The following is a 21,962-nucleotide window of genomic DNA, read 5'->3' as shown; positions in this document are numbered from 1 at the left end:
TCTCCTCAGTACAACGTATCCGGCAGTCGGAACTGGCTGAACAGCCCGCCGGCAAACGGGTTATCTTCGGTATCGGTATGAATGCGGTAGGTCATGGTGCCGCCATCCACGCTGAAACGAGCAGTAAAGGTCCCATCCTGCACGCTGGTCAGTTGTCCCGCGCCAAACAGGCGGAACTGCGCCCACGGGCCGCTGAACGCAATGCTGCGTGTCGAGGTGTTGCCCCCCGCGCCCACCAGCGTCAGCTTGCTCTCGTTGCCTTCGCGCATATTGTTCGGCCACACCAGATGTGCCGTGTAGTTGCGCCCCTGGGCGTAATCCACCAGTTGTCCGTCCAGGTTCAGCACGCTGCGCCGCTTGTTGCCCGACAGCACCACGGTTTCCACTGCAAACTGCGCCCCCAGTCCGTTCTGCGGACTGAAGAAGATGTCGCGGATCTTCTGCGCGGTATCGAGCTGATGAAGGACATCTTCGCGGATCACCACACTGTCTTCCCCGTTCAGCCCCTGGCTGTTTTCCACAAACAGCTTCAGGTTCTGCTGATAAAACGCATCCAGCACGCCACCCGGTTTAAAGAAGCGTTCAAACGCATCCAGCGACGCATCCTCTTTCGACCGGGGATTAAACGGATAGCTATCCGCCAGTTGATCGTTGAAGGTTTTCACCACGTTGTCGCGCCAGTCCACCTCCATATAACGGACCGCTTCCACCATCACCACATGCCACGCCTGTTCCGCCAGCTTACCCACCCAGCGGTTAAGCGGCGCAGGCAGGGTTTTCGCCATCTGCCGGGTGGCGAAAATCGGATCGCTGCTGTTCTGATCCAGCCGGAGTTGCACTGCCTTCAGGGCCGATTTCCCCGGCACCGGAGCGTTCTGTATTGCCAGCAGATAGCGGTGCAGTTCAGTCAGTTGCTGATAGACGGCCTGCAGGGTGCTGGCTTTGTCCTTCTGCTCTTCCAGGGTACTGTTTTCAGGCGCAAACTCATGCCCCAGACGGTTCAGCAGTTGCCAGTCCGGCTCGGCCTGCGCCTGTGCACGCTCCTTGTCGCTCAACTTTTCAGACAGGAGCGGCGGACGGGTATTATCACGCAGTGCCGTCAGTACCCGCTGAAAAGGCTGATCGCCGCTGACAATCTGCTCCAGCGCACCGGTCAGCTCCGCCAGGTTTTCGTAATCCCGGACATTCAGGTTATCCATCCCCGCCCGCCAGGTGGCGATATAATCGCTGATATACTGCTCAATGATCTGGCGCTGAATTTCCGTCCGGTCAGCCTCGCTGTAGGTCACATTGCGCGTCAGGGCCAGCACCCAGGAGTCCATGGCGGTCAGCTTCACCAGTTCCTCACGCTGTTTCACAAAATAGCTTTGCAGACCGTAACGGGTCAGAAACTGTGGAACGATCAGCTTATTCTCGTCGGTGGCGATAAATGTTCTCTCAAACGTCGGCCCGGTCTGATCGCGCAGGCTGAGATCGGCGGGCAGCACACCCAGAGCCCGTGTTTTCAGGCTCTGGTACACCCGCTGGTAAACCGGTAGCCTGCTCAGCTCTTTCTGCGCGGCGACAACGGTTTTCTCGTAAGGTACCCACAGGCTGATGGCGTCGGCATCTCCCTGCTGGCGCTGCGCGTGCCAGTCGGTATGCGCCAGCGCATAATCAAGATGGGACATCAGTTGCGCCTGAACATCACGCTTCCCGTGAAACTGTTCACTCCAGCGTTTTGCCATAAACTGCTTCACCACCGCATCATTGCGCCCACTCTTGTCTTCCAGCATGCGGATGACGCGCAATGCGGCGAGTTTCTCTTCCGACTCCGGCGGCGCGCTGTTCATCTGTTTTACCAGCCCGTTCAGCAGGGCCGGAAGGTAACGCTGCTCCAACAATTTAAGATACGTCTGCTCCACGTAAGGCCCCACCCGCGTCCCCTGATAGAGCCCCATATCCGCCAGCCAGCTTCTGTCGCCCCAGTCACCGTAGGCCAGTGTGGCATCACGCACCGGGTTCAGCAGCGGCAGTTGCAGATAACCGCTGTCATCCATGCCCTGCGGCGGCGGCACCGCCATAAAGGACTTCGCCTGCGCCAGTACGGTCTGCCCGGCGCGGTAGTTTTCGTTATACCCATGATGCCAGCCCCAGATAAGCAGCAGTCCTGCCACCGCGCCGCATCCGGCGAAGAGACTCATCCGGTGACGAGATCGGGTCAGCCACAGGCGGTTTTCCCCGGCCAGGTTCGGCTCGGCCAGCAACACCTGCGGGAACAACTCACGGGTAAAGTACGGCGTGGTATCGACCAGCGGCCAGGCAACCATAGAACTCTGTTCCAGCCCGTACTGGCGGGCGGCGGACTGGGTAAAAATGTCATCCATCTGCCCACGCTGTAGGGAAGAGGTCAGGTAGACGCCGCGCAGGCAGATATCCTGGTGCTCACTGTCCAGTAACGCTTCCAGCAGTCGGGCAATAGTCTCCCCGCCCCCCAGCATCTGGCGGGAGAAACTGAACGCCGCACTGCGTGCCGCCGGTGCGGACTGGCTGAGCATCTGGTCTGCCAGCGCCAGGTTCATTTGCTGTCCCCAGGACTGCCAGAAGGTATCCAGCTCGCGGCGCCAGTCGTTGCGTTCATGAGCATTGCGGGTGAACGTCACCCCCAGAATACTGTCGCGCCCGTTGCGATCCAGGGCACGGAACCAGGCGGCAAACCCGGCCAGTAGATCCAGCTTGGTCAGTACGATATAGACCGGCAGACTGGCATGCAGCGCCTGGCGGATCGCCTGCAACTGGCCGCGCAACGTCTGTACCAGATGCTCATGGCGGCGTTTGTCGGCGGTCAGTAAATCCGGCAGATCCAGCGTCAGGATCAGACCGTTAAGCGGTTGTCGCGTGCGCTTTTGCAGCAACCAGTCCAGCCAGTGCTCGCGCAGGCGACGGTGTAACAGGTTGCCATCATCCGGATCCGCCAGCGCGCCATCAGTATCAAAAATCACCGCCTGCCTGCCCACATACGGCGTGATAAAGACCGGCTGGTCGGCTCCCCTGCTGGCGTCCGGCGTATAAATCACATCAGCCGGAAACCCTTCACGCAAAAATGTTGTTTTGCCGCTGCCCGACGGACCGGTCACCAGATACCACGGCAGTTGCCACAGATAGCGACGACTGTCCAGATGGCGCTGTAGCCGTAGCAACCAGCGGTCGAGATAACGCTGCTGGAGGTTGACGGCCACGGCAAGCGGATCCAGCTCTTCCTGACGCTGCTGCTTCTGCTGTTTTTCCACCCGTTGCAGGCGTTTCACCACGCTGACGGTCAGCCAGATAAGGGCCAGCAGCACCCAGACCGCCGTCGCCAGCCAGCGATTGGTCAGCGGTTTCAGCCAGTATGTCTCGTAGAACCGCCACGTCGGGCCTTTCCACCAGATCCATACCAGCAATATCCCCCACGCCAGCACCAGCAGCCAGGCCACGGATACTTTAAGTCGAGGCATCGCGGGTCTGAGCATGGACGCCAGTCCGCTGAACAGCGGGGGTGTACGGGGAGTCGGTATTCTGAACACAAAACGCTCCTGTTTTATTCGCTCGTCGTTTCCGTCGCGAGTTTCGTTTCCAGTTGTTCCAGCAACGCCGGTTCCCAGTCAGACAGCATGGTGTGCAGTCCGGCCTTAAACAGCATCCGGTAATGGTATTGTGCAAGCTGCGTCATGCCAGATACTTCCAGCAGTTGTGCCGCCAGATACTGGCGGTAAAATTGCGCTCGCGGCGTATTACCAGGCTGCTTTTCAGCCAGCACCAGCGCTGCCTCCAGCCCCTGCTCCTGCCAGCACTGCCAGACCTGCTGCGTCAAAACGTCCGTGGCAGCCGCAACGGCGGCAGGCTTCTGCGGTTCATCTGCCAGCCACAGGCGGGTGGCGTCATTGATAAAGGGCGAGCGATCGTTAAAACGCAGCGCATCCAGCTGCGGAAGTCGAGCCAGAAAATGGCGCGCCTCATCACGTATGGCCTGCGCCACCTTATCGTGGCCCAGTTGCTGCGCAACCTGTGCCGAAAGATGGTGCCCCTCCAGCCAGTAGGGCGCCAGCAGCAGGCTCTGCTCCACCTGCTGCCAAAGCATCATATCCGCACGGACAAGACGAGTCTGGTAGTCGGCAACCATATCGGCAGAGACTGCCGCCATCGGCGTGCGCCCGTCGCTCTCCGACTGCGGGGCGGAGGTAATGTTCTGCCACAGGGCGTGGCGGCGCAGGCGGTATCCCTGCGGTGATGTGGGTTGACGTTCGCAAAGAATGCCAGCCACCTTCAGCAGCGTGTCACGCCAGGCTTTATCATCATGGTTGTCGATACTCACCACAGGTGCAGGTACTGCCACAGCAGGCGTAACCGGAATGGCTGTCGGAACACTGGTGCGAGTGACGTCGCCCGCAGGTGGTGTGACAGCAGGTGAACAGTCACGAAACGCCCGCTGGTATTTTGCAAACAGGTCATCCGTGGCAGACGCCAGTTCCGGCATCCCGGACGCCTGCCAGCACTGCGCCAGCTTTGCCAGTTCGCCCAGCAGAGCATCACGCTGCTCCGGGGTGGATGTGGCAGCAAATCCACCCATGCCAGGTTCAAAGCGTTTCAGGATCTGGTCGGCAAAGCGTTTCTTATTCGCGGCGCTCTGCGGCCAGGCAATGGTCCAGTAATGGGTGACGTATTGTGTCAGTACGCTGAGTGCCAGCAGAGCATTACCCGCGTGTTGCAGGGTGCGCAGCAAATGCGACACAAGGCGAAAATCCTTACTCTCCGCAGCCAGAAGCACCAGTCCCTGTCGCTGGAGTTCCGACACATCAAGCTGCGCGTGGTTCAGAGAACCCAGCTTGACGATTTCGCCGTCGATATATTCCCACTGCGGATTTTCATCGCTGAGTTTACTGGCTAGTTTTTCTTCCGGCAGGGCTTCCAGCAGATGCGACAGCCAGACGTCCGGGTTATGTATATCCATATCGTTATTCCCCCGCCCAGTGGCAGGCTTCACGCAGCGGCGCGAGGGTCTGCGCCAGTCCGTCAATGTTAAAGGTCAGTTGTCCGGAGCCACCGTTCCCGGTCTCCAGGGTTAACGTTTCGGCACCGAACAGCTGTTTAATTTCATCTATGCCGGATAACCCCCGGCTGGCTTCCAGCAGAAAGCCGTTCTCGCGCACAAACCAGCGGGAACGGAATGCCCCCTCTTCCGTTTTCAGCGTGACAGGCAAATCACTTTCCTGGCGGGGTGACGTGAGCGCTACCTGGATCCGGGTGATATTGTCGACACAGCTGAACATCAGCACCGGACGCGGCGGCAGGCTGCCGATAGCGGGCGTGGTGATAATCACCGCCGGATGTTCACCTTCGGTACGGGTAAGCAGCAACGCCGTCGAATGTTCTCCGCGCTGCGCCTCCTGCTCAAAGGCTCTTTTGCGCGCCTCACCGTCATAGCGCGCCTTCACCAGCGCCCCGGCAAAACCGGTGTCAGGCTGAGGCGACAGAGTGCGGTCATAGCAGTCCAGACGCTCCAGGGCGGCAGGCTGTTTCCGACAGGCCGACATCGCCTCCAGCGTCACCTGTTCATCCCCGGCAAAGACCGGGGACGCTATCAACAACAAAGGCAGCAGCCAGAGGAGGGACTGGTTCATACAACCTCTTCCACCCCGGACACCACATCCTCCACATCAGCGGAAAACACGCCGTTCCGCACATCCAGGGTGATACAGGCGACAGCAGTATTCGCTGCCATCTTCTGCAGCAGCAGCAACGAGAGCGGCGGCAGCATATCGCCGTCAATAACCGACTCCAGCATGCGCGCCCCGTTTTCGGCGCGGGTCACGCGCTGCATAATTTCATCGGTCACACCCGGTGTAATCACCACCTCCGCGCCGAAGCGGATGCGCAGCACGTTGTCCAGACGGGCGAGTTTTCCGGCAATAATGGTGGTCAGCGTTTCGCGTGACAGTGGCAGATATGGCACGACTTCCATTCGCGCCAGCAGCGCCGGTTTAAAGAAGTCCGCCAGCACCGGATACAGGGTTTCCTGCATGACGTCCGGATTATCCGCATGTTCGACAATCACCTGATAACCGAGGTTGGAGGTCAGGAAGAAAACAATATTTTTACAGTCGATCAGTCGCCCTTCGCCGTCAGCCATCTCGCCTTTGTCGAAGGCCTGATAGAACAGGTTGAGCACGTCAGGGTGCGCTTTCTCCACCTCATCAAGCAGCACCACGGAATAGGGTTTCTGGCGAATCGCTTCGGTCAGCACACCGCCCTCGCCATAGCCGACATAGCCCGGCGGTGAGCCAATCAGGCGCGAGACGGTGTGTTTCTCCTGGAACTCTGACATATTGATGGTGGTGAGGTACTGACGCCCGCCGTAGAGCAACTCTGCCAGCTGCAGCACGGTTTCTGTTTTACCCACACCGCTGGGACCGGCCAGCAGAAACGCGCCAAGCGGACGCCCCGGACGACGGAGATCGGCCCGCGCAGTCAGCAGGTGTTTATGCAGATGTTGAATCGCCAGGTCCTGGCCTTTAATGGTCTCGCCCAGCCACTGCGGCAGATCGGTAATGACCGACATTTCATTTTGCGACAGGCGATTGAGCGGGACGCCGGTCCATTCAGCAATCACAGCGGCAATTTGTTTTTTGTCCACATGCGGTGATACCAGCAACTGCGTATGGTGCAGCGTATCCAGCTCAGCACTCAGAGCCGCCAGGTGTTCCACCGTAACGGTCGTCTCTACCGATACGGTATCAGCCTGCGGTAGCATGTCGTCGTTTGCCGCATCGTCCTCATCCTGCGCCTCTGCTTTCGTCAGCAATGTCTGACGCAGGGCGATAATCTCCTGTACCAGCGTCTGCTGCTGATGCCATGCGGCATCCAGCGCCTGCAGCTCTGTCTGCGCCGTTTCATACTGCGCGTGAACCTCATCGCACCGACCACCGTCCGGGCGCAGACCAATGCGGATTTCCCGTTCAAGCTGGCGGATTTCCGCCTCACACTGCCGGCACAGGGTGGTCAGCGCTGAGATTTGTTTTGGCGGCGAGGACAGATTGATTGCCACACGGGCGCAGGCAGTATCCAGTACGTCGATGGCTTTATCCGGCAGCTGACGCCCGGAGAGATAGCGTTCGCTTAACGTGGCCGCCGCCTGCAGCGCATCATCATCAATCAGCACGCCGTGCGCCTGCTCATACACCGCCGCCAGCCCGCGCAGAATAATGGTGGCTTCGGCAGCACTGGGTTCGCGTACTTTTACCAGTTGGAAGCGGCGCGACAGCGCGGCATCTTTTTCAAAGTATTTTTTGTATTCGCTCCAGGTCGTGGCGGCAATGGTTTTCAACTCGCCACGCGCCAGCGCCGGTTTCAGCAGATTGGAGATATCCAGCCCGCCCTGCTGGTTGCCCGCGCCAATCAGCGTGTGCGCCTCGTCGATAAACAGAATGACGGGGACCGGCGACTGAATCACTTCCGCCATCAGCCCTTTAAAACGCTTCTCAAACTCGCCCTTAACGGACGCGCCCGCCTGCAACGCCCCCAGATCCAGCGTCATGATATCGGTATTTTTCAGCTTATCCGGCACCTGACCGGCGACAATACGCAGCGCCAGCCCTTCGATCAGCGCGCTTTTGCCCACCCCCGCTTCTCCCACCACCACCGGGTTGTTCTTGCGGCGGCGGCAGAGAATATCGATCATCAGGTCGATTTCACTGTCCCGGCACAGCACCGGATCGAGCCGTCCCTGACGGGCATCTTCAGTCATGTTTTTTGCATAGCGGCCAAGGAGACTCTCTTCTGAACGCACTGCCGTGGAGGCCGATTTATCCGCATTCAGCATGACCGACTCCGCCGACTCCCGCGTCCAGTCGGCAAAATCCTGGCGTAACCGGTCGCGGTTAATCCCGGTCAACAACCGGGCTGTGGCAGGTGGCACATAGCGCGACGCAGAATGTAGCAGTGCCAGCAGCAGAATACCGCCGCGCAGCTCACTGGACTGCATTTCCGCCGAGGCCAGCAGCCAGCCGTCGCGCAGCCATTCAACCAGCAGCGGCGAGAACACCGGGTAGCTGTCGGTATGGCGCATGGTGGCGTAATGCTCCACCGTCAGCGCCTGTCCCAGCACGTCCACGCTGATCTCCGCTCTTTCCATAATCACCCGCAGGTCGCAGCGCGGAATGGCCAGCATCTGGATCAGCACATGGCTGACGGTGATTTCGGTGGCCTGCTGGCTCATACAGGCCGTGGCGGCCATTTCCAGCGCCTGACGGGAGAACGGGTTCAGCCGTTTAACCAGCGTGGAGATATCAATCTGAATCATGGGTATCCTTACCTGGCAAGCAGCCGGTTTAACTGGTGAAGAATGTCCTGCGTCTGGCCGTCAAGGCGCAGCAGATAAAACAGGTACACCAGGGCGAGCACAACAATGCCGCCCAGCAAAAGGTGTCTGACGGTCAGGCGTTTTATCAGCCGGTAGCGTCCCCCCTGCGCGACCTGATTCTGGTGCAGTAGCGAAAACGGCGCGTCGCCGCGCAGCGGATGCAGCACGTGATGCAGGCGGCGGTATATCTGTTCAAACTCGTCCTGACTCTGCTGCGCCACTTTGTAGCGCCCGCGAAAACCGAGTGAAAAGCAGAGGTATAAAAACTCCAGCAGATCCTGGTAACGTTTGGGTTCACGCATCAGGCGTTCAAGCAGGATAAATACCTTTTCTCCGCCCCAGGCTTCGTTGTGGAAATGGACCAGCAGCGACTGCCTGATCCACTCGTTCTTGTTTGACCAGCCGTTGCCGAGCGCCGCCTCGTCAATAAAGGTGCAGAGGATGTAACGAAACGACACAATCACGCCCGGCTCATAGCCCTGCTCCTGCAACAGTTGCTCCACCGCCTGCACGTCGGTCACCACCTGCGCAAACAGGTGTTCCGGTATGTTCAGGCTGTTCATCCCCGACAGACGCATCACCATCCCCAGCAGCGGCGTGGCGGCATCAATCATCGGATTCAGACTGTTGCCGCGTAGCGCCAGGCGGTACTGGCGACCGGAGTCCGGCTCAGATGGCAGCACGAATTCGCTCATCGTCTTATCCTCTTATCGCCCACAGCTGCATATCCAGTTCCGGGAAGGTCCCGGAAATATGCATCGCCAGCGCGCCTGCCTTCACCACGTCCTGCCATGCGGAACTGCCTTTTTCCAGCTCAAAATAGACATAGCCGTCGTGGTACGGCAATTGACGAGGAGCCGCCGGCAACGCGCGCAGCGGAATACCCGGCACCTGTATGCTGACCATATTGCGGATTTTGTCGGTGGCGGCGATTTTCGACTGCTGGGTAAACTGGAGGATTAGCTGGGCATGCGGCATCCTGGCGCGAACCGCCAGCACAAAGACACCGGACTGCAACAGGCCCGGATCGTTGACCGTGGCCAGATAGATGCCTTCGGTAAAGATCAGCGGCAGGTTCTGCGCACGCGGTTGCAGGACAATATTGAGCGCCCGACGTAGCTCCGGGATCACCGTTTTAAAAGACTGCGTCAAATCGCGATGGTCATAAGACTCAACGGCGCAGGGAAGACGGCTGTTTTCGGTGAACGTCATCAGCTCGCCCAGCAGGCTGACCAGATCCAGATAAAAGATTTCCGGATGCAGGGTATGCAGACGCGCCCGGTGCGAGAAATGCATCTGCCAGCGGTTGAGCATCTGCAACATCATAAACTCGGCGACGTCCGCGATCCCGCTCTGCTCCGGCGAGCCAATACGCTTCGCCAGATCAGCGGCACGGGTGGCGATCAGCCCCTGCACGTCACCAACAAAGCGGTTCAGTACCGGACTGACGCGCAGCGCCTGGCAGGTCGGGATGAAATCGTCATCCAGCACCAGTGCACCACCGGACTGAAAACTGCGGATACGGCACAGCGGCAGCACCACCATCGCACTAAGATCTTCCGCGCCGCTGACAATTTTCGGCCCCAGTTGTCCCAACGTCAGCGACTGCATATCGCCGTCATTGCTGTGTACATCGCGGACATCGGTGCGCACCACGCTGTAACGTTCCGAACTCTGCCCGGCGCAGCGAATGCCCTGCACTTCGCTGATGTTATGGGTGGCGACCGGCAGGGCCAGGTAAATATCGTGGCTTTCCGGCGTAGTGAGTTCCCGTGGCTGATACGGCAGCGGCAGCAGATCCTGCTCAGGAATGCGGAACACCGTACCATCCGGCAGACATCCCACCGCCCGGTCGATCATCACCTTGCCCTGCGCCAGCAGTTCGGTATTCAGCGACAGCTCGGTGAATCCCCAGGCAAAATCACCCAGCGCATCCAGCCGCTCGCGCAACATCGCATCATTATGGCGCTGCTGCTGCTGAAAGTGCTGGGGCAACGCAAACATCCCTTCCTGCCAGAGCACCCGGTTTTTCATTGTGGCCATCGTTATTTGTCCTCGGTCTTCATTTCAATACTGTTCTGGCGTACATGCACCAGCAGGCGATACTGATGCCCGGTCCCTTCCACCGGCACGATTTGCTTCCATTCACTGGCCTGGTCGTCGGAGAAATAGGCGACGATGCCAATAAACTGTGTTTTTGCATCCAGCTTCACATCCGACAGCGTTTTGAGGGTGTCCGGCAGCAAGGTGAAGTCCTGGTGGTCGAGATAGTTTTTCCCCAGCGCGTCCGGCAACGGAGTAGACGCCATCAGGTCGTAATCCGCCGCCTGAAATTTTGAGTCATCGGTCAGGTACACCAGTTGCACATCAACCGGGGCGGGATCGCCCTCGCCGTTCAGGTTGCTGTCCGGCTCGGTCAACAGCGTGATGGTGACCGCTGAAGACTGCTGTTTCAGATCCCCGACCTGAATACCGGGATCGGCGATCACCTGGCCGATCTTTTTGGTCATCGTGCAGCCGCTGACGCTGAGCGCCAGAATCAGCATGACAAAAACGCGTCTCATGCTTCCGGTTCCCGCTGCTTCTCACGCAATACCCGGTCGTACACCTGGGCATAAACTTCGTTAAACAGCATGGCGAATCCCTGCTGCCTGTCCGACGCCAGTTCGGCGTAATAGTGGCGGTACATTTCCCATGCCCCGGCATCGTCCAGCTCCCGGCGCAGCTCGTGGCTGCGGCGATACTGCACAAAGCGGCGCAACAGGCTCTGCGGCGAGAAGGCCTCCAGCATCACCCGCAGCGCTTCGGCAATCGCCGCCCGGTTGGCCTCTTCGTGGTGGCGGACATTGCGCAGGCTCTCGCGAATGGCGGCAGGCGCGGCCAGATGCACCGGACTTTTGCCTTCGGCGAACATCACCTCCAGCGCCGTGGCGTAGTCGAGATTCAGGCGCAGCGGGTTATCTTCCAGCGGGCGCAGGTGTTTGTCCGACAGACTGTTCTGGCTGTGCTGCAAATCGAGCAGCCCCTGGATCGCGGCCTGTAGAGCGCGCCCGCTCTCTTCCAGGAAGGCGTCGGCATCCTGTGAATTGTGCACGCTGAGCGAACTGCCCAACCCGCGCAGCAGCGGCGTTACCGCCAGATGTTTCTGCGCCGTTTGCGCCGCAGTAAATTCATCTTCATCACGCGGATCGGCATACACCGGGGGCAGATCCATAAAAGAGGTGTCCAGTCCACCGTTGGTCTGCAGATCCGACAACGGCACGGTCCGCTGCCCGTAAGCTGCGGGTGCGGCGGTCAGGCTTTCACTCTGTAACACTTGCAAAGGGTCGGAGGAAAAGCTGTTGACCACCGTGGACGTCAGTTGGTGACGCTGCTGCAGCCCCGGATATTCCGGCTGTCCTTCGGTAGAAATTAACGCCTCTACCAGACCGTCACGCTGCGTCACAATGCTTTCCGGCGTCGCCATCTGCTCGTCATAGCTGATGCGTTTGCCTTCGTGCAGAAAGACTTTTAATGCCAGCGCGCCCAGACTGATTTCATCCCCCTGACGCAAGCGCACCAGCCCGGCGTCAGAGGCCACCGGCGCAAGGTTGATCATCAGCCCCGGCATCAGGCTGCGCAGGCAGAAAGCGCCGTCATGCAGCACAATGGCGCAGGCACGCCCGGCAATCGATCCGGCCCGGTCCTGTACCGGCCAGTGGCACCCTTCCGCATGGCCTATCTCGCCGCCGTCACCGGAAAACAGGCATTTTGCGGCGCGACCGCTTTCCAGTTCATTGCCGTTCATTATCTGAAGCGTCAGCGACAGTGTGGAAGACTGTGGTTTTTCCTCAGCCATATATGACTCCATGTAATTTATTCCCTGATGTGGAGAGTGACGGACGGCGGCGTTTTCGGCTGCCCGATAAAGGCAGTACGGCCCAGGCAGGCGCGCGAACGGTCACCCAGTCGCATTCCCTGCGCCTGTTCCGGCGCCAGAACCAGGCGTAAGTCCCAGGCCAACTGGTCGCGAAGCAAAAACGAAATAAACATTTTCAGTGCTTGATGATGATCACCGTCCGGTAAAAATGACAGATAACGCCCCATATCCAGACCGTTAATCCGCAGCAAAAATTTACCACTGCGATCAGGTACCCGCGCACCAAGGGTAAAATTGACGCCCAGGACGGAACGTCCGGCGACATGCCCGGCAGTCCGTATTTTCGGATTACGTACCCCCAGCCTGTTTTGCTCTGACGGCACAATGGCTACCTTGCGCAGTTGCCAGTTGTCGATAGTGACATCTGGCAGATCAAAACAGTGGGAGACCAGATTGCATACCACGTCCGGCGAACGACCCGGCGTTGCCAGCACCCCCGCATAAGCCAGCATCTTGCTGTGGTTGATAGCGAGCCGGTCGCGCCCACTCTGGTTACCCAGTCCCACAAGGGAATACATGCGTTGTGAAAAGGCATCGGTTCCGCCATTGCGAAAACAAATGTAATAGCGGTACTTACGCCAGATGTGATAAGCAAACTGCGTCCAGCGATGGCTGAAAAGATCCAGAAAATCTTTCAGCCCTTCTTCATTCTGCGCAGATTCCCGCGCCATTCGGTCAAGGTAATAACCCGGTAACGGTGACTGGCTGCCGGAAAAGCCAAGAAATGTTGAGGTCAGCGTGAACTGCCCGTTATCTCTGCGCGTGAGCGATGTTAAATCACTACCAGGGAATGCAATGCTGGCATCGGATTTAAACAGTAACACTTCATCTTCCGGCTCAGCACGCAGAGAAGGTTCACTGCCCGGTTCGCCGTAACGGCGATAGAGCGACTCCAGGAGCGTATAGAAATTGATGCCGCGCACATCTGCCGGAAATATCACATCAGGGCGTGCTGACCGCTGCTCTTCCATTCCCAGACCTCCTGACTTTCCGTGTTAATAATTTTCAGGCAGTGAAATGAATTGATGCTGGCATACAGGGCAAAGAACTCAGACAGCACGACACCTAGCAGATAAACCTCACCCTCGCAGATAAATGGTGCCGGATTGATCCACAACGAGGTCGCAAGCCCCCTTACCGGAACGCCCTTAAACAATCGATCCACCGGTTGAGTTTCCATCTTCTCAATAGCATCCAGCTTTTGCTGCGACAACCGGGCCTGCTGTGGATGATGGATCCCTGGCAGATCGAAAGTACGCAGGATTTGTACCAGCGCATCACGGTCCAGAAGAGAGAGATAATTCAGGTTCATACTGGAAATCAGCGACCAGTGCATATCTCCATCCGTGACCGGATACAATGGTCGCGTCGGGCGCGTGACGTTGCTGAAGCTGGCTACGGCCGGATTCTTCCCCACGGCGACGCAGATGTCGCCAGTGTGTAATTCTGCTGGCAGCATCCGGTTAGTGCAGACCAGCGAAGCGGTAATGACCTCGCCTTCCAGACGGGACGGTTCCGGTAAGCGACCATCGGAATGAACAAAAGCAATACTATGGTCAAGGCCACGATGGAACATCGACGCTCTGGTTCGGTGATGCCAGTACACCACCTCCCGTTGGCGACTGTATTCAAGCTGGTGATTGAAACTTTCAAACTCTGGCCAGAACCGGGTTTTATTGCCATTTCCGGATAACGCTTCTGATTCCGTGATATAGCCAGAAACAGATTTAACCCGGAAAATATCATAGGTATCCGGGTGCTGATGGCTGGCTTTCAGTGGATATTGTGGTGTACTGCCATCGGGCCTGACCGGCTCCGCATGGTGAACAAACAGGTTGACGGCAGGTGTACAGTAAAGCCGCAATGAACTCTCACGCAGTTTGATATCTACCGGCAACGGCTGATTAAAATGCAGGCGCAATGTAAAAGAACCCGCAGGAAAATCTTCCGGTAATGGCGCGACATCCCGCAGATGAAAGAAAAAAAAACTTTCCGGGTAGCAAAAATACTCCTGCAACACACGGTAGCCGTTGTGGACGTTTTTAGGCCACGGCAGCAGCGCGTCACCACGCTCAAACCCGGCGGCTTCCAGCCACAATTCCGGTAACGCGATACGACGCTCACCCACTATCAATTCAGCATCCATCAGGCGCTCACTGAACCACAGATAGAGCTGATGGCGAGTATAGTCGTCGTTGTTCCCCAGCCAGAAAGTGAGTTTATTCAAATCCACCGTTCCGGGGGCTACTCCCGTATCCCTGTAAAAATCGATATCAACAATACCTTCTTTTAAGGTACTGGCGTTACGGGCATCACAGAGTTGCAACGGCTGTAGCCACATATCCCGTGCCAGAGTAAAATGACAGGCGGGAACAAAAGTATCTTCCTCGTCTGTTATTGCCCCTTTATGTCCAGATGAGCGGTTATTATTTGGGCGAGTGGTCACCAGTTCATCACGGGAAACCTGAACCGGGGCTTTGAGATTATTTTCAGGCTTATATTCAACCACCGTCATGGACGGAACCGGGCGCAGATAGTTGGGCCACAACATGCGGATTATGCCGTGCGTAAACTCAGGGAACTCATCTTCCAGTTTTTGCCGTAGCCCCCCTGACAGAAAAGCGAAAGCTTCCAGCAGACGTTCCACATCCGGATCGCCTTCCTTTTCCGCCAGAAAACGGGCCAGATACGGTTTATCCTCTGCCAGCAGTTTCCCCAGCTGACGCAGATAATCCAGTTCTTCCCGGTAATAACGTTCCTCAAAAGCCATTCGTTTTACTCCACTCTGTAGCGCTGACGGTTATCCAGCAGGATCTCCAACTCCAGGAGATTTCTGGCATCGTTAAAACTCACCTGCGCCACAATATGAAAACGTAATTCCTGCGGGGCAGCATCATCCGGCATAGCAGCGCTCACCGTCACATCAACAAGCCGGGGCTCGTAACGCAGAATGCAGTCACGGATCCCCCGGCCAATTTCCTGACGAAAATCGCTGGAGACCAGCGCATCATCATTCAGATCAGGAATGCCCAGCTCCGGCGAACCATAACAACTGCCGGAACGGGTATTCAGAACGTTTTCCAGGTTGCGTCTGATGGACCGTAACAACTGCCCTGGTGACGATAAGCGGCGCGACGATCCGACCGCATTTCCCACCCGCTCAAACAAACTGCCCTGCATCCCGATATCCCGTTCCACCATGGTGATTAATCCCGGTCCAGACGGCCAACGAGGGACAGTTCAAAACTGGCACCCATATATTTGAAATGCGGACGTACGGACAGCGACACCTGGTACCAGCCGGGTTCTCCCTCCACGTCCAGCACTTCAATTTTGGCCTGACGCAGCGGCTTGCGGCTGCGCACTTCAGTTGGCGGATTTTCCTGGTCGGCGACATACTGGCGGATCCAGGTATTCAGTTCCCGCTCCAGATCGCCACGCTCTTTCCATGACCCAATCTGTTCACGTTGCAGAACTTTGATGTAGTGCGCCAGACGGCTGATGATAAAGAGGTAAGGTAACTGGGTGCCCAGCTTGTAGTTAGTCTCCGCTTCCTTACCTTCCGGCGTGTTGGGAAACACCTTCGGCTTCTGTACCGAGTTGGCCGAGAAGAAGGCCGCGTTATCACTGCCCTTACGCATGGTCAGGGTGATAAAGCCCTCTTCAGCCAGTTCAAACTCGCGGCGGTCAGTAATCAACACCTCGGTCGGGATTTTGGCCTGCAACTGCCCCATCGCTTCATACAGATGGACCGGCAGGTCTTTAACTGCCCCGCCGTTCTGCGGGCCGATGATGTTCGGGCACCAGCGGTATTGTCGGAAACTCTCCGCCATATTCGTCGCCAGCAGGAACGCAGTGTTACCCCAGAGGTAGTCATCGTGACTGTGGCTGACATTTTCCCGGTAGTTAAAGCTTTTCACCGGATTGTCGCCCGGCGCGTACGGCTGACGCAGCAGGAAACGTGGAGAAGTGAGGCCGAGATAACGGGAGTCTTCTGACTCGCGCAGGGCGCGCCATTTGGTATAGGCAGGGCCTTCAAAAATCGCGCCGACATCTTTAATGCCCGGCAGCTCAGTCCAGGAATCCAGACCGAGAAACTCCGGTGCAACGGATGACAGGAATGGCGAATGCGCCATTGCGCTGACCGCACTGACGTATTTCAGTAATTTCAGATCTGCCGCATTATTTTTAAACGCATAATTACCGATAACTGCCGCTACTGGCTCGCCGCCAAACTGGCCGTAACCACTTGAATAAACGTGCTTGTAGAAACCAGACTGGGTGATTTCCGGGGCGAATTCGAAGTTGTCCAGTAACTCTTCTTTGGTGGCATGCAGCAGATAAATTTTAATATTTTCACGTGGATCGGTACGCTCAACCAGCAGTTTCAGGGAGCGCAGCAGTGATTCCAGTTCCTGAATCACCGGGTCGTGAAGGATCAAATCCATCTGGCGACTTGTGCGATCGTCAATATCCGCAATCATGGCGTTAACCGCCAGAATGTCGACTGACTCCGCTTCATTCTGCAACAGGGCCGAGATAAATGCGGTCACGCCCTGACGGGCAATACCATAGCTTTCAGACTCAGGCTGAAAACGACTCTGTGCCATAATATTGTCCAGCAATGACGTTCCTGTTTCTGGCGCGGCACTGACGGGAACAATTTCTTCCTGTAAAGACATAGTGAAATCCTTGTGCAAAGTTATTTCTGGCTGGCCAGACCCAGTTCCTGAATCAGCTGTTCGCGGGTTTCCTCGTTATCCAGAAGCGCCTGCAACTGAGCACGAAATGCCGGGATATTGCCCATCGGCCCTTTCAGGGCAACCAGCGCTTCACGCAACTCCAGCATTTTTCTCAGCTCAGGCACCTGGCTGGCGATGTTATCCGGCGAGAGATCGGCCATTGATTTGACTTTGAGGCTGATATCCATACGTGCGTCTGCCCTTTCGCTAAGCACTGATGGCACGGAAACATTGCGTTCAATACCAGACTGGCCCAGCACCGCGTTTAAGGTATTTCTGTCAACAGCAACAGGCTGGCGCTCATCCAGAGGCGTGTCATCCGGTCTTCCCAGTAAATCTCCGGTGACCAGCAGGCTCAGAGGGAGTTCAACCTCTGCCGTCTGTCCGTCCGTTTTCGGGACGTAGCGAATATTAATGCGCTCCTTGGGAGCTATACTTCCGTCTTTGTTATTACTCATAAATATATTCCGTCAAATTATGTTTTTACATATGTATTTGAGCCACAAAAGACTTCCTCGTTTTATTAAGGAAATACTCAAAACACGATTTTCCCCGTATTAAAAAATACATGATGCAGAATTAACTTTAGAGCGTATGATACGCCAGAAGATAGATTTTAAAACCACTTCCAAAAAAAAGAAAAGGGATATATTCATTTGTGACGACTTGCACAGAAACGAACTTTGTCCGCATGATATCCATAAATGATGCATGATGCACTGCGCAACAAACAATACACAACACCATGAATTAATTAAAAAATATTAGGGAAATAAATCTCAGCATTCATTAGGAGAATAAATCAATAAAATTACATTTAAAAACACAAAATCAGTAACGATAAAGGAAATACGAATTCAATTGGGATAAATAATATTTATTCTTGATGCACTAATGCCAAAATAAATAATAAAAGTGTCTGCAACAAGTGATGGATTAGCCTGCCATAAACATGGATAAACCCCCGATTCATTGCTATTTAGTGATCCGGGAAAATAGCAACAAAACAATTACATATACGCCAAAGGAGCTACAAAGATGCCAACCCCATGTTACATCTCAATTAAAGGACAAACCCAGGGACTGATCACCGATCGTGCGTTTACCGCTGAATCCGTCGGTAACATTTACGTCCAGGGTCACGAAGACGAAATGCTGGTACAGGAATTCAGCCACAATGTCACCGTCCCGACCGATCCGCAATCCGGTCAGCCAAGCGGCCAGCGTTCTCACAAGCCGTTTATCTTCACCGTGGCGCTGAACAAAGCAGTTCCACTGCTGTACAACGCACTGGCTTCCGGTGAAATGCTGCCAACCACCGAGCTGCACTGGTATCGCACGTCAGTAGAAGGTAAGCAGGAGCACTTCTTCACTACCCGCCTGACCGATTCCACCATTGTGGATATCGACTGCACGATGCCGCACTGCCAGGACGACACCAAACGTGAGTTCACGCAACTGGTTAAAGTTTCTCTGGCTTACCGCAAAATTGAATGGGAACACGTTTCAGCAGGCACTTCAGGGGCTGATGACTGGCGCGCACCGCTGGAAGCATAAGTCAAAACCAGCAGCATTCTGCCGTCATGGCAGGGTGCTGTTTTTAAAGTCATTAGCCACAAAAAGCAGCATCGGTACCGAGTTACGTTTTGCATATGGGAGATGGCAGACGCCGGATACTTCGGCGGTAGCGTGTATGAAAACAAGAGTAACGTTGTACTGTCATTGCACTAACGTGGTTTCCTGTCACGTCCTCAGGGAGGGATTTATGTCACTAAACGGGTTGCGTTTTACACTGAATGTGGACGGTCAGGAGCCAGACTCCTTTGCTGTTGTCTATTTCCAGTTAGTCCAGAATTTTTCACAACCATTTATACTGAATGTAAGCATCGCCAGCAGTGCATTTGACAAAGAAGCAAAAGACTTACTCGAAAAAAAGGCCACTCTGACCATCTGGCAGGGACCGAAAGTACTGCGCTACGTCAACGGTGTTATCTCTGGCTTTATGATGAAAGAAAATGACGAATGGCAGATGCAATATCATATCCGTATTCAGCCTCCCTTATGGCGCTGCGACCTGCGGAAAAATTTTCGTATTTTCCAGCAACAGGATATTAAGGCTATTTCTGCCACGCTACTGAGTGAAAATGGCGTCACAGACTGGGCAACTGATTTTAATTTTGATCACCCTACCCGTGAATTTTGTGTCCAGTATGGAGAGTCCGACCTTGGGTTTCTGTCACGTCTGTGGGCAGAAGAAGGGATTTTCTTTTTCGAGAAACCACTATCTGACGGAACATCATCCAAACTGGCACTGTGCGACGATGTGACCCGACTGAGCAGAACAGACAAAATACTCCCCTTTAACCCTAATACCACCGCTGGCATCACCACTGAATATATCAACGAGTTAAATTATGAAGCGAATATACGGTCTTCATCCATTCAGAGCCAGGATTACACCTTTAAAGTCCCTGGATGGGGGGGGCAGTACACTCAATTGGCTGAAAATCTAAACAACCAGTTCGACCAGTATGAGTTTTTTGACTATCCAGGTCGCTTTAAGGATGAACAGCATGGACAGGATTTCACTCGTTATCAGATGGATGGATTGCGTAACGATGCAGAAAAAGCCAGCGGATTCAGTAACTCCGCGGAACTCTGGCCAGGAAGTCGTTTCCAGCTTACGGGACACCCACAAAAATCCCTGAATCGTGAATGGCAGGTAGTCAGTAGTACGATCGTAGGCAATCAGCCCGAAGCCCTTCACTCCGGGAAGGGGCGCGGGACGACCATGAATAACCAATTTACAGTCATCCCGGCAGATCGTACATGGCGTCCATCCCCTTTACCCAAACCCAGAGTTGATGGCCCGCAAAGCGCAATTGTCACCGGACCTGAAGGTGAAGAAATATTCTGTGACGAACACGGACGGGTCCGCGTGAAATTTCACTGGGACAGATATCATCAAAAAAATGAGGACAGCTCCTGCTGGATACGAGTATCACAAGCATGGGCCGGTGCCGGGTTTGGTCATCTGGCCATCCCACGGATAAATCAGGAAGTCATTGTAGACTTTCTCAATGGTGATCCGGATCAACCCATTATCATGGGACGAACCTACCATCAGAATAACCGTTCTCCAGGCGATCTGCCCGGAACCAAAACACAGATGGCTATCCGTTCAAAAACATATCAGGGAAGCGGATATAACGAACTGATGTTTGAAGACAGTACGGGTAATGAGTTGTTGTCTATGCACGCCCAGAAAGACATGGATACCAAAGTATTACATGACCGTCGTACTACTGTGTTCCACGATCACACGGAAAATATCGGCAACGATCAAAAAGTCAGAATAAAAAAAGACCGCAATGTACTGATTGGCCACAATTTACGGCAGGTCGTTCTGAGCAATCAAAGAACCACCACGCTGAAAAATAAAAAAGAATTTACCGGCCTGACCAGCAGGGAGACTGTTGGGTTATTGAAATCAGTCACCGTGGGAGGGGCCTATCAGACAACCGTTGTCGGGGAGATGAATACCACCGTCGCTCTGGCGCAGACCGAAGAGGTTGGGCTGTTAAAGTCAGTCACCGTAGGTGGACCACTGACAGTGAGTTCCACCACATCCATTACTTTCACCTGCGGGGCCAGCTCCATCACGATGGATGCTTCCGGAGTGATCACCATCATCGGAACCGCCTTTGACTTTAGTGCCAAGGGACCAGTCCAAATTAACGGTATGCCAGTCGACATCAACTGAGGCGCTGAAATGGAATTTCGCAATCTCACTCCCTTCTCCGTGATGCAGTACAGAATGCTCGATCAGCAGGATGAGACATATCACGTTGTTGCATTGAAGGTTGGCTTTTCGCTGGAGCAATGCGCCGAAGGCATTTTCCAGGCACAACCACTGATAAATCCCCCCATACCTCTGTGCCTGACGGATGAGTATGAAGGTGAACTCAACGCTTCCAGAGTCTTACAGGAAAACGATCTGGCTCCCTTCAAACCGCTTTGCGACGTTATTATCAACGCAACCGTCAATGCTCCTGCTGACATTCCCGCAACAGATGTTGATGTCGGTATTCAGCTTATTACTCCAGAGGGGCAAGTTTTACTGGATAAGCGACTTCATGTCACCGGTGAGCGATTTCTGCTCCGTAACTCACTGACCGGACAGTGGTCACTTTCAGATCCCACCCCCTTCACTACTCTCCCCCTGGATTATCAATATGCCTTTGGCGGGGAGTGTCGAATCGAGAAAGAGAGTGATGCCGCCAGAAATGTACCCGCGAAAAATCAGCTTACTGCCCGTCAACAAGCCGAACACCCACAGACTGATAGCCCGCCGCTCGCCCACACCGTATGTGTAACCAATCCACAGGGACAAGGATATACAGAACGCTGGTACGTTGATGCTACCCGACTGGCACGCGTTCCCGCTCCACAGATCATGAATCAGGACCATCCTTTCGCACTAAATGAATTTCAACGCTGTCTGGATGGCAGGATGGACCCATCTGCACCTGAATTTCAACCTGCCGGAACGGGATTTTTAGCCCGTAGCTGGGAGCCAAGGCTGAGAAAAGCGGGAACCTACAATCAACACTGGCTGGATTCTCGACACCCGGGTTTACCGGGAGACTTCGATTTTGGTTACTGGAATGGTGCGCCACTGGATCAACAAATCCCCTGGCCCTCTCCAGGAGTGCGCTTTGAGCTACAGGGATTGCATCCCAGGGGCCGGATAACCGTTCAAACCCCACCACACAGAGCAGCAGTGTTACTGCGCATGACGGACGGAACCCTGACCCCACAGTGGATGAATGCAGATACCCTCATCCTGGATTTAGACAAAATGACACTGTCTATCACCTGGCGATACCTCATTAGCACCCGCGCCCCGATACGCGTCATGGAA

16 protein-coding genes are annotated in these 21,962 nt (G+C 55.4%); 3 read left to right on the top strand and 13 right to left on the bottom strand.

Translation table 11 applies throughout. The features are described from left to right. Positions 1-5: 5 nt before the first annotated feature. Genes tssM through tssB form a run of 13 tightly spaced genes read right to left on the bottom strand, consistent with a single transcriptional unit; the run spans position 6 to position 17,496 of the window. Positions 6-3,545, bottom strand: coding sequence for a type VI secretion system membrane subunit TssM (gene tssM / locus FDX19_RS05370; protein ID WP_137381898.1), 3,540 nt, complete (start codon positions 3,543-3,545; stop codon positions 6-8). A gap of 14 nt (positions 3,546-3,559) precedes the next feature. Next, positions 3,560-4,969 (bottom strand): type VI secretion system protein TssA, encoded by a 1,410-nt coding sequence (tssA, locus tag FDX19_RS05365; RefSeq protein WP_137381897.1) that lies wholly within the window; start codon positions 4,967-4,969, stop codon positions 3,560-3,562. A gap of 4 nt (positions 4,970-4,973) precedes the next feature. Continuing rightward, positions 4,974-5,639: a type VI secretion system-associated protein VasI gene (vasI, locus tag FDX19_RS05360; RefSeq protein WP_137381896.1), complete on the bottom strand. Its 666-nt coding sequence runs from the start codon at positions 5,637-5,639 to the stop codon at positions 4,974-4,976. Beyond that, positions 5,636-8,317, bottom strand: coding sequence for a type VI secretion system ATPase TssH (gene tssH, locus FDX19_RS05355; RefSeq protein ID WP_137381895.1), 2,682 nt, complete (start codon positions 8,315-8,317; stop codon positions 5,636-5,638). The genes vasI and tssH overlap by 4 nt, the downstream gene beginning before the upstream one ends. 8 nt (positions 8,318-8,325) lie before the next feature. Then, a complete protein-coding gene (gene icmH, locus FDX19_RS05350) occupies positions 8,326-9,072 on the bottom strand; it encodes a type IVB secretion system protein IcmH/DotU (protein ID WP_137381894.1) in 747 nt (248 codons plus the stop codon). Between the two features lie 4 nt (positions 9,073-9,076). Then, on the bottom strand, positions 9,077-10,420 hold the full coding sequence (gene tssK / locus FDX19_RS05345) for a type VI secretion system baseplate subunit TssK (RefSeq protein WP_137381893.1): 1,344 nt from the start codon (positions 10,418-10,420) through the stop codon (positions 9,077-9,079). A gap of 2 nt (positions 10,421-10,422) precedes the next feature. Beyond that, the gene (gene tssJ / locus FDX19_RS05340) at positions 10,423-10,941 is read right to left on the bottom strand and encodes a type VI secretion system lipoprotein TssJ (protein WP_137381892.1); all 519 of its coding nucleotides are present in this window, start codon (positions 10,939-10,941) and stop codon (positions 10,423-10,425) included. Further along, positions 10,938-12,215, bottom strand: coding sequence for a type VI secretion system-associated FHA domain protein TagH (gene tagH / locus FDX19_RS05335; protein WP_137381891.1), 1,278 nt, complete (start codon positions 12,213-12,215; stop codon positions 10,938-10,940). The genes tssJ and tagH overlap by 4 nt, the downstream gene beginning before the upstream one ends. 17 nt (positions 12,216-12,232) lie before the next feature. Next, entirely contained in the window at positions 12,233-13,267 is a 1,035-nt protein-coding gene (tssG, locus tag FDX19_RS05330) for a type VI secretion system baseplate subunit TssG (protein WP_137381890.1), read from the bottom strand. After that, a complete protein-coding gene (gene tssF, locus FDX19_RS05325; protein ID WP_137381889.1) occupies positions 13,234-15,066 on the bottom strand; it encodes a type VI secretion system baseplate subunit TssF in 1,833 nt (610 codons plus the stop codon). Before tssF ends, tssG begins: the two co-directional genes overlap by 34 nt. A 5-nt stretch (positions 15,067-15,071) precedes the next feature. Then, positions 15,072-15,497 carry a type VI secretion system baseplate subunit TssE gene (gene tssE / locus FDX19_RS05320; RefSeq protein WP_137381888.1) on the bottom strand — a complete coding sequence of 142 codons (426 nt, stop codon included), beginning with the start codon at positions 15,495-15,497 and terminating at the stop codon, positions 15,072-15,074. A 5-nt stretch (positions 15,498-15,502) separates the two neighbouring features. Next, positions 15,503-16,978 carry a type VI secretion system contractile sheath large subunit gene (gene tssC, locus FDX19_RS05315; protein ID WP_137381887.1) on the bottom strand — a complete coding sequence of 492 codons (1,476 nt, stop codon included), beginning with the start codon at positions 16,976-16,978 and terminating at the stop codon, positions 15,503-15,505. A 20-nt stretch (positions 16,979-16,998) separates the two neighbouring features. Then, a complete protein-coding gene (gene tssB, locus FDX19_RS05310; protein ID WP_137381886.1) occupies positions 16,999-17,496 on the bottom strand; it encodes a type VI secretion system contractile sheath small subunit in 498 nt (165 codons plus the stop codon). Positions 17,497-18,076: 580 nt separating this feature from the next. Between tssB and FDX19_RS05305 the strand changes: the two genes are divergently transcribed. From FDX19_RS05305 to FDX19_RS05295, 3 genes are all read left to right on the top strand, one after another. Beyond that, complete coding sequence (locus tag FDX19_RS05305) at positions 18,077-18,595, top strand: Hcp family type VI secretion system effector (RefSeq protein WP_020689513.1); 519 nt, start codon at positions 18,077-18,079, stop codon at positions 18,593-18,595. 208 nt (positions 18,596-18,803) lie between these two features. Then, positions 18,804-20,801, top strand: a complete 1,998-nt coding sequence (locus FDX19_RS05300) for a type VI secretion system Vgr family protein (RefSeq protein ID WP_137381915.1) — start codon at positions 18,804-18,806, stop codon at positions 20,799-20,801. A gap of 9 nt (positions 20,802-20,810) precedes the next feature. After that, positions 20,811-21,962: DUF2169 domain-containing protein (locus tag FDX19_RS05295; protein WP_137381914.1), on the top strand; the 1,152-nt coding region annotated here is incomplete at its 3' end.

It is taken from the genome of Citrobacter sp. wls619, assembly GCF_005281345.1.
In the GTDB taxonomy this organism is placed as follows: Bacteria; Pseudomonadota; Gammaproteobacteria; order Enterobacterales; family Enterobacteriaceae; genus Citrobacter.
Note: the sequence above shows the minus strand (reverse complement) of the source record. Positions and strands in the feature narration are given on the sequence as shown.

What these genes read in the sequence shown, in the direction of transcription:
- tssA (WP_137381897.1), bottom strand. Translation starts at nt 4,969, where the DNA reads ATGGATATACATAACCCGGACGTCTGGCTGTCGCATCTGCTGGAAGCC.
- vasI (WP_137381896.1), bottom strand. Translation starts at nt 5,639, where the DNA reads ATGAACCAGTCCCTCCTCTGGCTGCTGCCTTTGTTGTTGATAGCGTCC.
- tssH (WP_137381895.1), bottom strand. Translation starts at nt 8,317, where the DNA reads ATGATTCAGATTGATATCTCCACGCTGGTTAAACGGCTGAACCCGTTC.
- icmH (WP_137381894.1), bottom strand. Translation starts at nt 9,072, where the DNA reads ATGAGCGAATTCGTGCTGCCATCTGAGCCGGACTCCGGTCGCCAGTAC.
- tssK (WP_137381893.1), bottom strand. Translation starts at nt 10,420, where the DNA reads ATGGCCACAATGAAAAACCGGGTGCTCTGGCAGGAAGGGATGTTTGCG.
- tssJ (WP_137381892.1), bottom strand. Translation starts at nt 10,941, where the DNA reads ATGAGACGCGTTTTTGTCATGCTGATTCTGGCGCTCAGCGTCAGCGGC.
- tagH (WP_137381891.1), bottom strand. Translation starts at nt 12,215, where the DNA reads ATGGCTGAGGAAAAACCACAGTCTTCCACACTGTCGCTGACGCTTCAG.
- tssG (WP_137381890.1), bottom strand. Translation starts at nt 13,267, where the DNA reads ATGGAAGAGCAGCGGTCAGCACGCCCTGATGTGATATTTCCGGCAGAT.
- tssF (WP_137381889.1), bottom strand. Translation starts at nt 15,066, where the DNA reads ATGGCTTTTGAGGAACGTTATTACCGGGAAGAACTGGATTATCTGCGT.
- tssE (WP_137381888.1), bottom strand. Translation starts at nt 15,497, where the DNA reads ATGGTGGAACGGGATATCGGGATGCAGGGCAGTTTGTTTGAGCGGGTG.
- tssC (WP_137381887.1), bottom strand. Translation starts at nt 16,978, where the DNA reads ATGTCTTTACAGGAAGAAATTGTTCCCGTCAGTGCCGCGCCAGAAACA.
- tssB (WP_137381886.1), bottom strand. Translation starts at nt 17,496, where the DNA reads ATGAGTAATAACAAAGACGGAAGTATAGCTCCCAAGGAGCGCATTAAT.
- FDX19_RS05305 (WP_020689513.1), top strand. Translation starts at nt 18,077, where the DNA reads ATGCCAACCCCATGTTACATCTCAATTAAAGGACAAACCCAGGGACTG.
- FDX19_RS05300 (WP_137381915.1), top strand. Translation starts at nt 18,804, where the DNA reads ATGTCACTAAACGGGTTGCGTTTTACACTGAATGTGGACGGTCAGGAG.